The organism is Enterobacter sp. 301B (assembly GCF_003850715.1).
Classification (GTDB): Bacteria; Pseudomonadota; Gammaproteobacteria; order Enterobacterales; family Enterobacteriaceae; genus Enterobacter; species Enterobacter intestinihominis.
In genome coordinates this window covers 277,428-292,691 of record NZ_PQTC01000002.1, presented here as the reverse complement: position 1 = coordinate 292,691, position 15,264 = coordinate 277,428, and the positions used below count along the sequence as shown (strand labels likewise).

Here is a 15,264-nt window from a genome sequence, read left to right as displayed (position 1 = left end):
GATTAAGGCGCTTTTTTATGCTGCGTACAGAGTTCCGGCACCGGATCGCACCCGCTGGTATCGGCTTTTTTCACCTCTTCCAGCGCGCTGGCGACGGTATGGCGCGCTAAAACCGCTAACGAAGCCTGCTCCGCTTCATCAGCGATTGATTTGAAGTACCAGCAGGCGTTGGCGCTGACCACACAGCGGGCCGGGACGTCAGGACGGGACGCCCACAGCTTTTTATCTTCAGTGACGGAAAGGTAGATATCACGCAGGGTGATCTCTTCAGCCGGGCGGCCAAGGTGAATAGAGCCGTTGCGGCCAAGCGTGGAGACGATAATGCCGTCGCGGGCGAGAGGAACCATTAATTTGCGGATAAAGCTCGGATTCGCTTCCAGGCCGTAAGCCAGGATTGCACTCGTCGAACGTTCACCCGATTGCTCCGCCATCGCTACGCTGAGAACCATCTGCAAAGCTGTCGGGAAGCGGTAATCTAACATTTTTCTGTCCTGGGTTGCGGTGAATCTTGTTCTTTTTGGCACCGCAGAGGTGAATAATCAGTAAGTAACAATATAACAAATACGGTAATTTTATTGAAGCAATCTGCGGCATACGTGAAGTAACGCTGCGCTGACACATGTCAGGACGTGTAGCGCCGGGTTTACGTTCATGCGAACGACGGATTCGGGAAATCAACGGTCACCATAAGACCACCTTCGGCTGACGTACTCAGATTGACCCTGCCGTTGTGTTGCTGCGTAACGGCTTTGACGATGGCAAGCCCCAGTCCACTCCCGCTTTGGGTCTGATTAGGATCGCGGAAAAATCTGTCGAACACGCGCTCCCGCAGTTCAACCGGGATACCGGGGCCCGCGTCTGAGACGCGCAGCTGAGCGGACGTATCACGCGATTGCAGTTGTACCTCAATGCGTCCACCCTCAGGGCTGTACTTCACGGCATTCTCAATTAAATTGTCGATCAGCGACACCAGAAGTTCCCGAATGCCTGCGACATGGATTTCATCGTCGGCGAAGAATTCAAACTCAATCCCGCGTGCCGATGCCAGCGGCTCCAGTGCGGCCATTCGCTCCTGAATAAGCGTTGTCAGCGGCACAGGCTCCATTACCGTGTCGATGTGCGCTTCGCTGTGCTTCATCAGCAGAAGCTGATTGACGAGACGAGCAGCACGGCTATTGCTGCGAACAATGCCTGCAAGCAGCTCCTGCTGGCTTTCGCTGATGACCCAGGACTGCAGCGCCTCGACGTTGATTCGCATCGCGGCCAGCGGCGTACGCAGCTCGTGCGCGGCATCGGCAATAAACACCCTTTCCCTTTCGGCGCTTTCCCGCACCCTGGCGAGAAAGTCATTAATCGCGTCCACCGTCTGGCGCAGCTCCCTGTGCCTGGGAACGGCTTTTAAGGGAGAGAGATCGTCTGGCGTGCGCAATGAAATTTCATTCACTACCCTGTTCCAGGGGCGCATCGCGATGCGGATTGACAGCCACGCGGGAAACAGAAGAAAAGGGATGCATACCAGCAGCGGCATGACGTAATAGCCGCGCGAGTTCAGGTAGATAAAGAAATTCCAGCTGCCGGCCGGGGTGAAAAGGGTGACCTCCAAGTCGGAGCGCGCAGATTTGAGCGTGCGGCTCGTCCAGGTGTGGTCTCCGGTCCGGACGCGCTGCATTTCCCCCAGGCGGCTATTTTTCACCTCCGTTGGCGCGCCACGCGAAGAAAAAATAATCTCATTATGCTTGCGAACGATCAGGTTGATAGCGAGTTCCGGATCTTCACCGCCGCCATACCCCTCCCGCAGCGCCTTGCTGAACGCGGCCAGCACCTCATTACGCGCCTGCGGCCTATCCTCCATGCTCTCAACCAGGGAAAAGAGGGTTTCGTAAGTCTCACTGCCCGTGAGTATTGGAGGGCTGCGCAGGTCCTCCAGCAAAATGAAGGTTAAAAAGAAACACCAGAGCAACGTAAGCAGCAGCATCTGGGCGACCAGCATTCGCCTGACCAGCGTAGGGAGCCTGAGGCGGTACCAAAAATTACGCATCAACCTGCCGCCTTCTGAACCGGTACGGTATCAATGACGTACCCTACGCCCCGCACCGTTCGCACAAAGCCATCGCCAATTTTTCGCCGCAGGTTACCCATATGCACGTCGAGCGCGTTGCTGAGATTTTCTTTCGTGCCGAATATCCTCTCTTCCAGATACCGCCGCGTAAGCACGCGATCGGCGCGCAGCATTAACGTTTCAAGCAGCGCATATTCGCTTGCCGTCAGCTCAACGTGGCGTGCGCTCACCGTTACGCGACGCGTCGGAATATGAAGCGACAAACCGCGAATTTCTATTGCCTCATTTTCAAAACCGTAACTGCGTCGCGCAAGGGCTCTCACGCGTGCCAGCAGCTCGGCGAGAACAAAAGGTTTGACCAGATAATCGTCCGCGCCCGCGTCCAGCCCGCACAGGCGGTCCTGCAGCGTGCCTCGCGCCGTCAGGATAATGACGGGCATCCCCCGGAGTTGCTGACGCAGGCGCGTCATCAGGCTCATGCCATCGCCATCGGGCAGCCCCAGGTCGAGCAGAATAAGTTCCGGCACGCAGAGCTCAAGCTGATGCAGCGCATCCTCTTTCCGGCGTACCCATATGACATCAAATCCTTGATCTGCAAGGGCGAAACGTACGCCGTTGCCGAGATCCAGGTCGTCTTCAATTAGTAGAATTTTCACAAAGGTAACGGTATCAGCAGTGGATGAGGAACAGCTTAAGAAAAAAACGGTATCAGGAAATCATTTAGCTTTACATAACCAGCACGTGCTTCAGCGTTTCTTCATTTTCGGCTCATAAGAACCTTAGGGAGGGTATTCAGAATGAGCGCGCTGGCGTTTAACACCGCCTGAATCGTAACCATCTGAATCCAAAAGGGCTTCTTTAATGAGAAACTGCAAACTGCGTCACAGGTTCCCCCGTTCACTCATCGGTCGCAGCGTGAAAAGCATCCTGTCGGGGGCCGTCCTGGCGTTACTGGCTACCCCGGCGCTGGCGGCCGGGCAGCGCCAGGGCAACGTTTTAACCCTGGGGGGCGGCGTGGATGTTGCGCCACGCTATTCCGGTTCGGATAAGAGCCGCGTTACTGCGGCTCAGGTGGTTGATTACGCGATGGCAAATGGGTTCTTTATCAGTACCACCCGCGGGCTCGGCTACGGCAACCGCGTTGGCAACCTGGATTACAGCGCTGCGCTGAGCTATCGCGCAGGACGTAAGGATCGCGACGTAAGCAGCGATTCAATCGCCTCCGGCAGCGACTACCTGCGGGGGATGGGTGACATCAAAGGCTCGGTCGTCGTTGTGCCGGGGCTGGGGTACAGGATAACTGACTGGCTTAACGTGCAGCTGCAGGCTGAGGTCCCGGTTTCGGAAAGAGACAACGGTGAGGCTGTGCACTTTGGCATTGCCAGCCCGCTCTACACCTCTCCTGAAAACTCGGTGACGCTGGCGCTGACCGGCAGCTGGGGATCCAGCAAGTACATGCAAACGTACTACGGGGTCAGCGCCGCCCAGTCGGCCGCATCGGGATTTGCCCGACATGATGCCGGATCGGGCATATACGCCTATTCGCTGAACCTGGACTGGACCCATAAGCTCACCTCCCGCTGGAGCCTGCTTGCCGCAGCTGGCGTTACGCAGCTGACGGGAGAGGCGGGCGATAGCCCCATTGTTCAGCGAAAAACGTCTCCTGTGGGAAGTTTGAAGGTGACGTATAGCTTCTGATGGTTCAGTGAGGGCGAAGGCGCGTTTGTGACAAAACCGCACATAACCCCGTTACAGGAGCCGGAAGTACATAAAGCCCATAGGATGGCGTGGCCCGAAGTCGGACCGTTCATCATGCGGGCTTTTTTTATCACTGTTGACCCGATAACGCCTGTTCAATCGTACGGGTAACAACGTCCGGCTGGCTGACCATCGATACATGGCTTGCCGCAACCTCCGTGGTGTTGGCGTTGATTTTCTTCGCCATTGCGCGCTCAAGCTCAGGATTGATCATCCGGTCATTTTTGCTGACCACATACCAGCTCGGTTTGTCATGCCAGGCGGCATGCGCGACTTTCTCCCCAAACGCATTGGCCTTAATGGGGCTCTGCGTCGCGGCAATCACGCTGCGCTCAACGTCCTTCACGTCAAGGGCAAAATTCTCGCTGACCGCTTTTGTCGGCAGATATAAATACCCCTCTGCCGTTTTAGCGAGGCTGGCGCTCCCTGGCGGAGCAGGGAAGCTATTTGCCAGTTCTGCCGTCGACTGGCCGGAATCCGGCGCAAAAGCGGCAACGTAAACCAGTGACTTCAGCGGGCATTGTTTCCCGCCTCGCTGATTACCGTCCCGCCCCAGGAGTGACCGACCAGCACCACATCCCCATGAGCCCGGGCAATAGCACGCTGCGTGGCGGCGACATCATCTTTCAGAGACGTGAGCGGAAGTTGTACCGCAATGACCTCGGTATGGTGTTTTTGCAGCCGGGTGATCACCTTATTCCAGCTGCTCCCGTCGGCAAACGCCCCGTGCACCAGCACCACGCTGGCTTTCGTCTCTGCCAGCGCGCTGGTGGAAACTGCCAGCAGCGCCGCTGTTAATACAGACAATGCTTTCATAACAGGCTCCTTAAAAGTGATGAACCGCCGCGTGGGGCGGTACGGTGAATTCAACGGTTTTATGGTCGATGGGCTTATGCGTCGGGTCGGCAACGATGATGGTTACCTTGTGTTTCCCGGCGGGCAGCCCGACCAGGATCACCGGCTCGCCGCTGGTATCAGCCCAGTGCCAGGGCGCGTCATCCACCACTACGTGAATATGGCCGATACGCGGAGTGACTTTCAGCGCGTCGGGTCCAAATACAGGTTCAATGCGCAGGTTTTCGACGCGGTACTGAATAAAGACCGCACCTTTACTCAGCGGTCCCGCCAGCGGTGGGTCGACGATCAGTTTTGCTGGCGGCTGGGGTTTTTCCTGCGGCGCTACGGCGGCCGGGCCATTAACATCAGCGGCGCTCAGGCCATCCAACGGTGCGGCCAGTGCGCCAGCAAAGGACGTCAGCGCAAATACAGGAAGCAGGAAATATCGACGAATCATCTGTGGCTCTCCTCATCAGTTTATTATGGCGAGGGACACAGAAGACCATTTTTATGTATCGGGGATGTTTGCTTTTGCGGGCGTTTTGTACCGGTTTGTCAGCGTAGCGCTCGGGATACAGTGCGATACAGTTTGTCTGCCTGGAGCGAACACGCTTTAGCGCTCGGGCGAATCCACTACAAGACCTGATTGCTGCGACTGAATTTTGTCCTGATGGTGATACCAGGCGCCAATGGAGGAATAAACAAAGCGGCCAAAGAAAAACAGGAAACTGATGAGCAGTATGATGCGGGTCATCCGGGTGTTAAATCGATGTCGTTTTCGCATACGCGTAGCCTGACTCACTTTCTTTTCCTGAGTATACCCTTTTGGGCGATACGGCTATTAAGGCACAGCCGCAAGTCGGGGTCAATTCAGCGAAATGTAAAATACCGTCAATGCTTACATTAATTTATGTTATTAAAAACAACGCTTTTATTTATCGCATTGATAATTACAGGAAAAATACTCAAATAAAACGTAAGAAATGTTTATTCAGATAAATTAATTTGATTTAGGTCAACGGCATCTCGTCGTTGATATTTAAAATCCCACTTCCACTGTGCTTGCCAGGAATTTTCCGGGCATCGTGTACGTCAGGTTGGATGCCTGTCTTCATTTACCCTCTGGAGCGCAAGGGTTGTAAACGAGCATCTATGAATATTCACCACATCCTGAAGCAAAATAAAGACCGCTGGTGGGCACTTCCTCTTATATTACCCGTCGTGTTACTCCCGGTGCTTAGTGTGGCTAATACCTTTACGCAGCTGGGCGACGGTATCGTTGCGCTCTATTATCTCCCGCTCTCCTTTCTGCTGACGCTGATGTTGTTCTTTGGCCTGGAAGCCCTTCCCGGAGTGGTGGTGTCGCTGTTTTTACGTTATTACCCGTCCGTTGGGCTGTTTGAAACCGTGACCGGCATTCTGCATTTTATCGTTCCCCTGGTGCTCAGCTGGGGCGGTTACCGCGTGTTTGCGCCCCGACGCAATATGACCGCTTACGGTGACATACGCCTGATGGGGCAACGTATCTTCTGGCAGGTGTTTTGCCCGGCAACGCTTTTTCTGGTGCTATTTCAGTTTGCGGTTTATCTCGGGGTCTATGAGAGCCGCCAGAGCCTTGCAGGATTGAATCCCCTCAATATTCGGACCCTTATTAACTATCAGGGGCTGCTGGTGAGCGGGCTGACGGGTGTGCCGCTAAGCTACCTGCTGATCCGCCTGATACGTCATCCGCGCTATTTCAAGGGACTGATGTCCCAGCTCCGCACGCAAATAGACAAAAAGGTGACGGCCGTTGAGTTTGTGGTGTGGTTTTTAGCTCTGGGAGGGTTGCTGGCTATGCTGCTGCTGCCCATGAATGAAAACAGTTCCATTTTCAGCACCAACTACACTTTGTCACTGCTGATGCCCGTGATGCTCTGGGGGGCGATGCGCTTTGGCTACAAGCTGATGTCAATCATCTGGACGCCGGTCCTGCTGGTGTCGATTCACTTTTTTTATCACTACATTCCGGTGCAGGGGGGTTATGGCATTCAGCTGGCGATCACCTCATCCAGCTATCTGGTCTTTTCCTTCGTTGTGACGTACATGTCGATGCTGGCGACACGCCAGCGGACCATCAATATTCGCTCCCGCAGTCAGGCTTTTCTCGATCCGGTGGTGCATATGCCCAACCTGCGGGCGCTGTCGCGCGAGCTGGCCAGTCATCCGTGGTCAGCGCTCTGTTTACTGCGCGTGCCCGAGCTGGAGGTACTGGGACGCAATTACGGCGTACTGCTACGGATCCAGTATAAACAGCAGCTGGCGCAATGGATAAATGGCACCCTTCAGCCAAAAGAGCAAGTCTATCACCTCACCGGATATGACATGGCGGTGCGTCTGGAGGCGGAGTCGCATCAACAGCGCATTGAGACGCTGGACGAGCATATTAAGCAATTTGTTTTTATCTGGGATGGTATGCCGGTGCAGCCTCAGGTTGGCGTGAGCTACTGCTATGTACGCTCACCCGTCAATCACCTCTATCTGGTGCTGGGGGAACTGGGCATCGTGGCTGACCTCTCCCTCTCAACGAATCACCCGGAAAATCTTCAGCAGCGCGGGGCTGTTCACTTGCAGCGTAGCCTGAAAGATAAGGTGGCGATGATGAGCCGTTTGCAGACAGCGCTGGAGCAGAACGCTTTTAGCCTGTTAGTTCAGCCCGTTCGCGGCCTGCGCGGCGATCATTACCACGAAGTGCTGCTGCGAATGCGTGATGATAACGGGGCGCTGATCTTTCCCGAGCAGTTCCTGCCCATAGCACAGGAGTTTGGTTTATCGTCGCGTGTCGATTTATGGGTACTGGAGCGTACGTTGAGTTTCCTGGCACAACACCGCCAGCGTTTGCCGGGCCAGCGCTTTGCCATCAACCTCGCACCTTCTACCGTCTACCGGGCGCAGTTCCCCCTTGAAGTGAGCCGCCTGTTAGCCAGATATGCCGTTGAAGCATGGCAGCTGATCTTTGAAGTGACCGAAAGTAGCGCCTTTGGTCATGCGGATCTGGCGGCATCCACCCTCAGGCAATTGCAAAAAATGGGAATACGGATCGCCATTGATGATTTTGGCACCGGCTACGCCAGCTATGCGCGGTTAAAAAGCGTGGACGCCGACATTCTCAAAATCGACGGCGGCTTTATTCGCAATATTGTCAGCAACAGCCTGGATTACCAGATCGTGGCATCCATTTGCCATCTGGCCCGGATGAAGAAAATGCTGGTGGTGGCAGAATGTGTGGAAACAGAAGAGATACGTAGCGCGGTGCACGCGCTAGGTATCGATTATGTGCAGGGCTACTTGATTGGATTGCCAGTTGAGCTTGATACGTTGCTCGAAACACAGCCTTCTCAGGAGAGCGCCTTAGCCGTTACGCTGCCGCCTCAGAACTCTCTTCTTCAATCTTCAACAGCCAGCCGGTGACCGCTTCCCAGTACTGCTGCTCTTTTTCCAGATCCAGCAGCACCAGCGCGTTCTGGCTAAACCAGTCGTGCGGGAAGCTCAGCGTCCAGTGATAGTCATCCGTTTTAAGCTTCAACGTCGGCGGCGTGGTGGTCGCCTGTCGCTGATTATTGAGCAGCACGCCCAGGCGCAGAAGCTGAATGAGTGGCAGGAACTGCTTTTTCTTAAATAGCGTAAAGCGCGGCAGATCGTCGAGCTTGATGGCTTTGCGGTGATAGCGCACCAGCGTCGCCATCATGGTTTGCTGCTCCTGGTTGAAGCCAGGCAGATCGCTATTTTGCAGAATATAGGCTGAATGGCGATGCATTCCGCTGTGGTTAATGTTCAGCCCCACCTCATGCAGCATCGCGGCCCATTTTAACAGCGCGGCCAGCTGCGGATGCGCCAGCTTTGGATTCTGCTCCTCCCACTGCTCGTACATCTGAACCGTGGTTTCCAGCACCCGTTTCGCCTGTTCGCGGTCGATGTTGTACTGGTTGGCAAGGCTCTGCGCGGTGCGGCTGCGAATATCCTGATGACGGAAACGGCCTTCCATCTCATACAGCACACCTTCGCGCAGGGCGCCGTCAGAGAGGCGCAGCTCTTTGATCGCCAGCGCGTCAAACACGCCGCAGAGGATCGCCAGCCCCGGTACGAACACCGCTTTACGCTCGTCGGACAAGCCCGGCAGACTCAGGGCGTCGAAGCTCTTGTGCTTAAGCACCTCTTCGGTGAGTTTCACCAGGCGCTCAGGCGTAATAAACCCGTCCTTTTCACCCATCGCCAGCAGCACTTCATGGGCCGCTTTAATCGACCCCGATGCGCCCAGCGCCACGTTCCAGCCCTGAATACGATACTGCCAGGCCAGATTTTCCAGTTTTTGCACGGCGGCCATGCGCGCGCGCTGGAAGTTTTCGCGGGTTATGACGCCGCCCGGAAAATACATTTGCGCGAAGCTGACGCAGCCCATACGGCGGCTTTCAACCAGACGCGGCTCGAAATCTTCGCCAATCACCAGTTCGGTTGAGCCTCCGCCGATATCAATCACCAGCTTGCGGCCTTTTTCCGGCTGCGTATGCTCCACGCCCATAAAAATCAGGCGCGCTTCTTCGTTACCAGAGATGATCTCAATCGGGTAGGGGATAACCTTTTCCGCGCGCTTAAGAAATTCCGGCGCGTTCAGCGCCTGGCGTAGCGTATGCGTCCCGACGATGCAGACGCTGGACGGCGAAAAGCCTTGCAGACGTTCTGCGAACAGCGACAGGCAGTTAAGCCCGCGCTCCATTGCCTCTTCGCTCAGCATGTTACGCGCGTCGAGCCCATCGGCCAGATGCACGCGCTGCTTCAGACGACCGATGATCTGCATCGCGCCATCCACCTCGCGGGCGATGACCATATGGAAACTGTTTGAGCCAAGATCGACCGCAGCGAACTCCTGCGGGCGTGGGGTATTATCGTTTATTGGCATAGGTTAATCGGGTTGCTCAAGTGATTTGATGTAATCGTAAATCGCCAGCTGCGACCGCACTTTACGGCGATTGCCGCGCGGTACATAGCGATTACTGAGTTCTTTGTCGATATAACGTGCTTTCACCGTATCGCTGAACAGGATCTCGATAATGTCCAGGATACGCTGCTTCAGGCGAGGATCCAGCAGCGGTGCCGCCACTTCAATACGGTAATCAATGTTACGCGTCATCCAGTCGGCGGACGAGAGGTATACGCGCTTATCACCGGCGTTATCGAAAATATAGACGCGATCGTGTTCAAGATAGCGATCCACAATGCTGATCACGCGGATGTTGTCGCTGATGCCTTCCAGTTCCGGAATGAGCGAGCACATGCCGCGAATGAGCAGATTTACCGGAACGCCGGAGCTGGAGGCCGCATACAGGCGATCCACCAGGCCTTTGTCCACCAGATTGTTGAGCTTCAGCGTGATGCCGGACGACAAGCCGTTCTGCGCATTGGCAATCTCTTTGTCGATCATATCGTACAGCAGGCGCCGTGAGTTCTGCGGTGACACCAGCAGATAATCGAAGCTCACCGGGCGGTACGGGTTCTCAATGAAGTTGAACACCCGACGCACTTCGTTGGTGATGCGGGCATCGGCAGTCAGCAGCGAATAGTCGGTGTAAATACGCGCGGTTTTCTCGTTAAAGTTCCCGGTACCGATATGGGCGTAGCGCACCACATCGTCGCCCTCTTTACGGGAGATCAGGAACAACTTGGCGTGAATTTTCAGCCCCGGCGCGGAGAAGATGACGTGCACGCCCGCTTCCGTCAGTCGGCGCGCCCAGTGGATGTTGGCCTCTTCGTCGAAGCGAGCCTGGAGCTCAACCACCACGGTCACTTTCTTGCCGTTGTGCGCTGCGTGGATCATCGCATCGATGATGCGGGAATCTTTCGCCACGCGATAAATGTTGATTTTAATCGCCAGCACGTTCGGATCGAACGAGGCCTGACGCAGCAATTCCAGCACGTGTTCAAAGGTGTGATACGGATAGTAGAGCAGCACATCCCGCTCGCGGATGGCATCGAACCCGTTGCGGAATTTATCGAACCAGATATGGCGCAGGCGCGGCAGCGGTTTGTTTACCAGATTGGCTTTGCCGACGTTCGGGAAGCCAATGAAATCTTTAAAGTTGTGGTAACGCCCACCTGGGATTATGGAGTCGTAGCGGGAGATGGTCAGTTTATCGCGCAGCATCTCCACCATCGCGTCCGGCATATCGCGCTGATAGACAAAACGCACCGGCTCTGCCGTCAGGCGCTGCTTGAGGCTGGAAGACATCAGCTCCATCAGGCTGGCCTCCATCTCATGCACCAGATCGTACTCGGCGTCACGGGTCATCTTCATCGAGTAGGCGTTGAGCGCGTCGTAATCGAAGAAACCTTTGAAGATATCGTCCAGACAGTAGCGCAGAATGTTATCCAGCAGGATCATCGGCTTACGTCGGCGCGGGGTTTCCGGCGGCAGATTTACAAAGCGCGGGACTTTATCAGACGGTATTTCCAGCAGCGCGTAGTTAATGGTCTCACCACGAATGATTTCTACCGCCAGATAGGTGTAATCATCTTTCAGGAACTGCACCAGATCGGTTTCACGGTTGATCAGAATCGGGGTGATATGCTGGCGCAGATAGTGTTTGAAATAGTGGCGCAGCCAGTTTTGCTGATTCGCGGAGAGCTGGCGTTCGTTGATCAGGAAGATTTGGTTGCGTGCCATTTCCAGCAGCAGCTCGTTATAGAGGCCATCAAATTCCTGATCGGCTTTCATGACGCGAGACTGGATTTTTCCAAGCAGATGCCGCGAGTGGGAGTTTAAGCCCTGTTCTTCGCTGATGATGATTCGGCGTTTCAGTTCGGCGAAGCGAACCTTGTAGAACTCATCCAGATTGTTGGAATAGATGCCTAAAAAACGCATACGCTCAATCAGCGGGTTACTTTTATCGGCCGCTTCCTGAAGTACACGTTCGTTGAATGCTAACCAGCTTAGCTCTTTCTCGATATATAACTTTTCCTGACCCATTACAGCTCACACTCCAGTTCAATCACAGGACGTGGTAAATCCGTCTCGTCCTTATTATGGCGAGCATTTCCACGATATGTCCAACAGTGCCAGAAAAGTATGACAGTTATTTTTTTTGTTGGGGATTTTAGGGGGTTGGAGAAGGGAATATCGGGTAATGCAATATGTAGGTCGGGTAAGCGCAGCGCCACCCGACAGAACAAACTACTCTTCAGCCGCATGACCCTGCGGGGGCAACTTCACGCCGTCCAGCCAGGCGGCACCGTCGCGCATCTCAAGACGGCCGTCAACAAACCAGCTTACCACCAGCGGATAAATGGCGTGTTCCTGAGCCTGTACACGTTCCGTCACGTCGTCTTCGTTGTCACCGTCAAAGACCGGTACTTTTGCCTGCAAAATGACCGGACCGCCGTCCAGCTCGTCGGTAACGAAATGCACGGAGGTACCATGCTCCTCATCGCCGTTCTCCAGCACCTGACGATGGGTATGCAGGCCAGGATATTTCGGCAGAAGAGAAGGGTGGATATTCAGCAAACGTCCGTTGTAATGCGCGACGAAGGCCGGGCTCAGGATACGCATGTAGCCCGCCAGCACCACCACGTCAGGCGCGTAGGCGTCAATCTCCTGCACCAGCTCACGGTCAAAGGCTTCACGCCCGGCGAACTGGCTGGCTTCCAGCGCGTGCGCAGGAATGTTCGCTTCCCGCGCGCGCTCAAGGCCGAACGCATCGGCCTTGTTGCTGAATACTGCCCGAATGGTGCCATTGATTTTCTTCTGTTTGCAGGCGTCTATAATTGCCTGCAAATTGCTTCCGTTGCCGGAAATGAGCACCACGATGTTTTTCATTCAATGACCACACGCTGTTCGGAATCGGAAGCTTTAATCGTACCGATTTTCCACGCGTTTTCACCTTTTTCTGTCAGCAGCTTAACCGCTTTATCCGCTTCGCTGGCGGGCAGGGCGATAACCATGCCCACGCCGCAGTTAAAGGTGCGGTACATTTCATGCTCGCTCACGTTGCCTGCGGATTGCAGCCAGTTGAAGACGGGCGGCCACTGCCATGAGGAGGCGTCGATCACCGCCTGGGTATTGTCCGGCAGCACGCGCGGAATGTTTTCCCAGAAGCCGCCGCCGGTAAGGTGAGCGATGGCGTGCACGTCAACGTTCTCAATCAGCTCCAGCACGTTTTTGACGTAGATACGGGTCGGGGCCAGCAGGTGATCGGCCAGCGGTTTGCCGTCCAGCTCGGTGGTCAGCGGGTCGCAACCGCTCACTTCGAGGATCTTACGCACCAGAGAGTAGCCGTTGGAGTGCGGACCGCTGGAGGCCAGCGCAACCAGCACATCGCCGTCAGCCACTTTGCTGCCGTCGATAATTTCTGATTTTTCTACCACACCGACGCAGAAGCCTGCGACGTCATAATCTTCACCGTGATACATGCCTGGCATTTCAGCGGTTTCACCGCCGACCAGCGCACAGCCGGATTGCAGACAGCCTTCGGCGATACCGTTAATGACGCTGGCTGCGGTATCCACATCCAGCTTGCCGGTCGCGTAGTAATCCAGGAAGAACAGCGGCTCAGCGCCCTGTACCACCAGGTCGTTGACGCACATCGCCACCAGATCAATACCAATCGTATCGTGACGCTTAAGATCCATCGCCAGGCGCAGTTTTGTACCGACACCATCCGTACCCGAGACCAGCACAGGTTCACGATATTTTTGCGGCAGCGCGCACAGTGCGCCGAATCCACCCAGGCCACCCATCACTTCCGGGCGGCGGGTTTTTTTCACCACACCTTTGATTCGGTCAACCAGCGCATTACCTGCGTCAATATCAACACCGGCATCTTTGTAGCTGAGAGAAGTTTTGTTGGTCACGGCTTAAATCCCCACGCGATTGCATAGCTAGTAAGAAAAATCGGCGCAATTCTAACAGTCCAGGCAAACGTTTGCGAGCCTATTCTCGGCGCGGGGATCTTTTTTTCTGTGCGGACTGTCCAGGGCAACAAACTTGACTCCGTTCACGAAAATGAAACCGGTTTCGGCGATCTGCTTGCAACGGCTATCCCCTTTGCACATCATCAAAATGAAACCGGTTTCTGTAACTGTTTTTGCAGACAATAACGCAGAATGAGGGAAAGCGAATGTCAGGATTTAAAGCAGGTTTTCTGTGGGGTGGGGCCGTTGCGGCGCACCAGCTTGAAGGCGGCTGGAAAGAGGGCGGCAAGGGCGTGAGCGTTGCCGATGTCATGACGGCAGGCGCCCACGGGGTACCGCGTGAAATCACCAACGGCGTGCTGGAGGGGAAAAATTACCCAAACCACGAAGCCATCGACTTTTACCACCGCTATAAAGAAGACATCAAACTCTTTGCCGAGATGGGGTTCAAATGCTTCCGCACCTCCATTGCCTGGACGCGTATCTTCCCGAAAGGCGACGAGCTGGAGCCGAACGAAGCGGGACTCAAATTCTATGACGATCTTTTCGACGAGTGCCTGAAGCACGGCATCGAGCCGGTGATCACGCTTTCCCACTTCGAGATGCCTTTCCACCTCGTAACGGAATACGGCGGCTGGCGTAACCGTAAGCTGATCGACTTCTTTGTCCGCTTCGCGAAGGTCGTTTTTGAGCGCTATCAGCATAAAGTGAAGTACTGGATGACCTTTAACGAGATCAATAACCAGGCCAACTTTCATGAAGACTTTGCGCCGTTTACCAACTCCGGGCTGAAATATGCGCCGGGAGAAAATCGCGAGCCGGTGATGTTCCAGGCGGCGCACTATGAGCTGGTGGCCAGCGCCCTGGCGGTGAAAGCGGGGCGCAAGATCAACCCATCACTGCACATCGGCTGCATGATTGCCATGTGCCCCATCTATCCGCTGACCTGTGCCCCGGACGACATGATGATGGCGATGAACGCCATGCATCGCCGCTACTGGTTCACCGACGTTCACGTGCGCGGCAAGTATCCGCAGCATCTGCTCAACTACTTTGAACGTCGCGGCTTCGCGCTGGATATCACCGAAGAAGATAAAGTGGCGCTGACGCAGGGCTGCGTGGATTACATCGGGTTCAGCTACTATATGTCGTTCGCCACCAAAGCGACGGCGGATAATCCGACGCTGGATTATGACGAGAGCAAGAGCCTGGTTTCTAACCCGTACGTGCAGAAATCGGACTGGGGCTGGCAGATCGATCCTGTCGGGCTGCGCTACTCTCTGAATTGGTTTTGGGATCACTATCAGCTGCCGCTGTTTATTGTGGAAAACGGCTTTGGCGCGATCGACGTGCTGGAGAGCGACGGCACGGTGAACGACCAGTACCGCATCGACTACCTTTCCGCCCACATCCGCGAGATGAAAAAAGCGGTGGTGGAAGACGGCGTGGATCTGATGGGCTATACCCCGTGGGGCTGTATCGACCTGGTCTCTGCCGGCACTGGCGAGATGAAGAAACGCTACGGTTTTATCTTTGTCGATAAAGATAACGAAGGTAACGGCACGCTGAACCGCAGCAAGAAGAAATCGTTCGACTGGTATAAGCAGGTGATTGCGAGCAACGGCGATAACTTGTAATTGTCGGGTGGCGCTAACGCTTACCCGACCTAC

The 15,264-nt window shown here is 55.1% G+C and carries 12 protein-coding genes and 1 pseudogene; 3 read left to right on the top strand and 10 right to left on the bottom strand.

Annotation, left to right across the window (positions count from 1 at the left end):
- Positions 1 to 2: 2 nt before the first annotated feature.
- The 3 genes from C3451_RS03765 to C3451_RS03755 form a co-directional block, all read right to left on the bottom strand.
- Positions 3 to 482 (bottom strand): Rrf2 family transcriptional regulator, encoded by a 480-nt coding sequence (locus tag C3451_RS03765; protein WP_003860591.1) that lies wholly within the window; start codon positions 480 to 482, stop codon positions 3 to 5.
- Between the two features lie 167 nt (positions 483 to 649).
- Positions 650 to 2,038 (bottom strand): ATP-binding protein, encoded by a 1,389-nt coding sequence (locus C3451_RS03760; protein WP_063139282.1) that lies wholly within the window; start codon positions 2,036 to 2,038, stop codon positions 650 to 652.
- Positions 2,038 to 2,715: a response regulator gene (locus C3451_RS03755; RefSeq protein ID WP_045621477.1), complete on the bottom strand. Its 678-nt coding sequence runs from the start codon at positions 2,713 to 2,715 to the stop codon at positions 2,038 to 2,040. The genes C3451_RS03760 and C3451_RS03755 overlap by 1 nt, the downstream gene beginning before the upstream one ends.
- A 205-nt stretch (positions 2,716 to 2,920) precedes the next feature.
- On the opposite strand from C3451_RS03755, the gene C3451_RS03750 reads away from it, so the two are divergent.
- Positions 2,921 to 3,757 (top strand): MipA/OmpV family protein, encoded by an 837-nt coding sequence (locus tag C3451_RS03750; RefSeq protein WP_045621476.1) that lies wholly within the window; start codon positions 2,921 to 2,923, stop codon positions 3,755 to 3,757.
- A gap of 130 nt (positions 3,758 to 3,887) precedes the next feature.
- Here C3451_RS03750 and C3451_RS03745 read toward each other — a convergent pair.
- The 3 genes and pseudogenes from C3451_RS03745 to C3451_RS03735 form a co-directional block, all read right to left on the bottom strand.
- A pseudogene (locus C3451_RS03745) lies at positions 3,888 to 4,633 on the bottom strand (alpha/beta hydrolase).
- A gap of 10 nt (positions 4,634 to 4,643) precedes the next feature.
- Positions 4,644 to 5,111 carry a DUF6130 family protein gene (locus tag C3451_RS03740; protein WP_003860582.1) on the bottom strand — a complete coding sequence of 156 codons (468 nt, stop codon included), beginning with the start codon at positions 5,109 to 5,111 and terminating at the stop codon, positions 4,644 to 4,646.
- A 156-nt stretch (positions 5,112 to 5,267) separates the two neighbouring features.
- Entirely contained in the window at positions 5,268 to 5,438 is a 171-nt protein-coding gene (locus C3451_RS03735) for a YfgG family protein (RefSeq protein WP_017383512.1), read from the bottom strand.
- Between the two features lie 368 nt (positions 5,439 to 5,806).
- On the opposite strand from C3451_RS03735, the gene C3451_RS03730 reads away from it, so the two are divergent.
- Entirely contained in the window at positions 5,807 to 8,104 is a 2,298-nt protein-coding gene (locus C3451_RS03730; protein ID WP_045621475.1) for an EAL domain-containing protein, read from the top strand.
- Here C3451_RS03730 and ppx read toward each other — a convergent pair.
- The 4 genes from ppx to purM form a co-directional block, all read right to left on the bottom strand.
- Entirely contained in the window at positions 8,052 to 9,590 is a 1,539-nt protein-coding gene (gene ppx, locus C3451_RS03725; RefSeq protein ID WP_003860570.1) for an exopolyphosphatase, read from the bottom strand. The genes C3451_RS03730 and ppx overlap by 53 nt on opposite strands.
- A 3-nt stretch (positions 9,591 to 9,593) precedes the next feature.
- Complete coding sequence (gene ppk1 / locus C3451_RS03720; RefSeq protein ID WP_006811494.1) at positions 9,594 to 11,654, bottom strand: polyphosphate kinase 1; 2,061 nt, start codon at positions 11,652 to 11,654, stop codon at positions 9,594 to 9,596.
- Between the two features lie 204 nt (positions 11,655 to 11,858).
- Positions 11,859 to 12,500, bottom strand: coding sequence for a phosphoribosylglycinamide formyltransferase (gene purN, locus C3451_RS03715; protein WP_023300681.1), 642 nt, complete (start codon positions 12,498 to 12,500; stop codon positions 11,859 to 11,861).
- Entirely contained in the window at positions 12,497 to 13,534 is a 1,038-nt protein-coding gene (gene purM / locus C3451_RS03710) for a phosphoribosylformylglycinamidine cyclo-ligase (RefSeq protein ID WP_032623797.1), read from the bottom strand. The genes purN and purM overlap by 4 nt, the downstream gene beginning before the upstream one ends.
- Positions 13,535 to 13,800: 266 nt before the next feature.
- On the opposite strand from purM, the gene C3451_RS03705 reads away from it, so the two are divergent.
- Complete coding sequence (locus C3451_RS03705; RefSeq protein WP_045621473.1) at positions 13,801 to 15,231, top strand: 6-phospho-beta-glucosidase; 1,431 nt, start codon at positions 13,801 to 13,803, stop codon at positions 15,229 to 15,231.
- The last annotated feature ends 33 nt before the right edge of the window (positions 15,232 to 15,264 follow it).

Excerpts from the sequence above, each read along its gene's own strand:
- C3451_RS03735 (WP_017383512.1), bottom strand. The coding sequence starts at position 5,438 with ATGCGAAAACGACATCGATTTAACACCCGGATGACCCGCATCATACTG.
- C3451_RS03740 (WP_003860582.1), bottom strand. The coding sequence starts at position 5,111 with ATGATTCGTCGATATTTCCTGCTTCCTGTATTTGCGCTGACGTCCTTT.
- C3451_RS03765 (WP_003860591.1), bottom strand. The coding sequence starts at position 482 with ATGTTAGATTACCGCTTCCCGACAGCTTTGCAGATGGTTCTCAGCGTA.
- ppk1 (WP_006811494.1), bottom strand. The coding sequence starts at position 11,654 with ATGGGTCAGGAAAAGTTATATATCGAGAAAGAGCTAAGCTGGTTAGCA.
- C3451_RS03750 (WP_045621476.1), top strand. The coding sequence starts at position 2,921 with ATGAGAAACTGCAAACTGCGTCACAGGTTCCCCCGTTCACTCATCGGT.
- C3451_RS03730 (WP_045621475.1), top strand. The coding sequence starts at position 5,807 with ATGAATATTCACCACATCCTGAAGCAAAATAAAGACCGCTGGTGGGCA.
- purN (WP_023300681.1), bottom strand. The coding sequence starts at position 12,500 with ATGAAAAACATCGTGGTGCTCATTTCCGGCAACGGAAGCAATTTGCAG.
- C3451_RS03760 (WP_063139282.1), bottom strand. The coding sequence starts at position 2,038 with ATGCGTAATTTTTGGTACCGCCTCAGGCTCCCTACGCTGGTCAGGCGA.
- C3451_RS03705 (WP_045621473.1), top strand. The coding sequence starts at position 13,801 with ATGTCAGGATTTAAAGCAGGTTTTCTGTGGGGTGGGGCCGTTGCGGCG.
- ppx (WP_003860570.1), bottom strand. The coding sequence starts at position 9,590 with ATGCCAATAAACGATAATACCCCACGCCCGCAGGAGTTCGCTGCGGTC.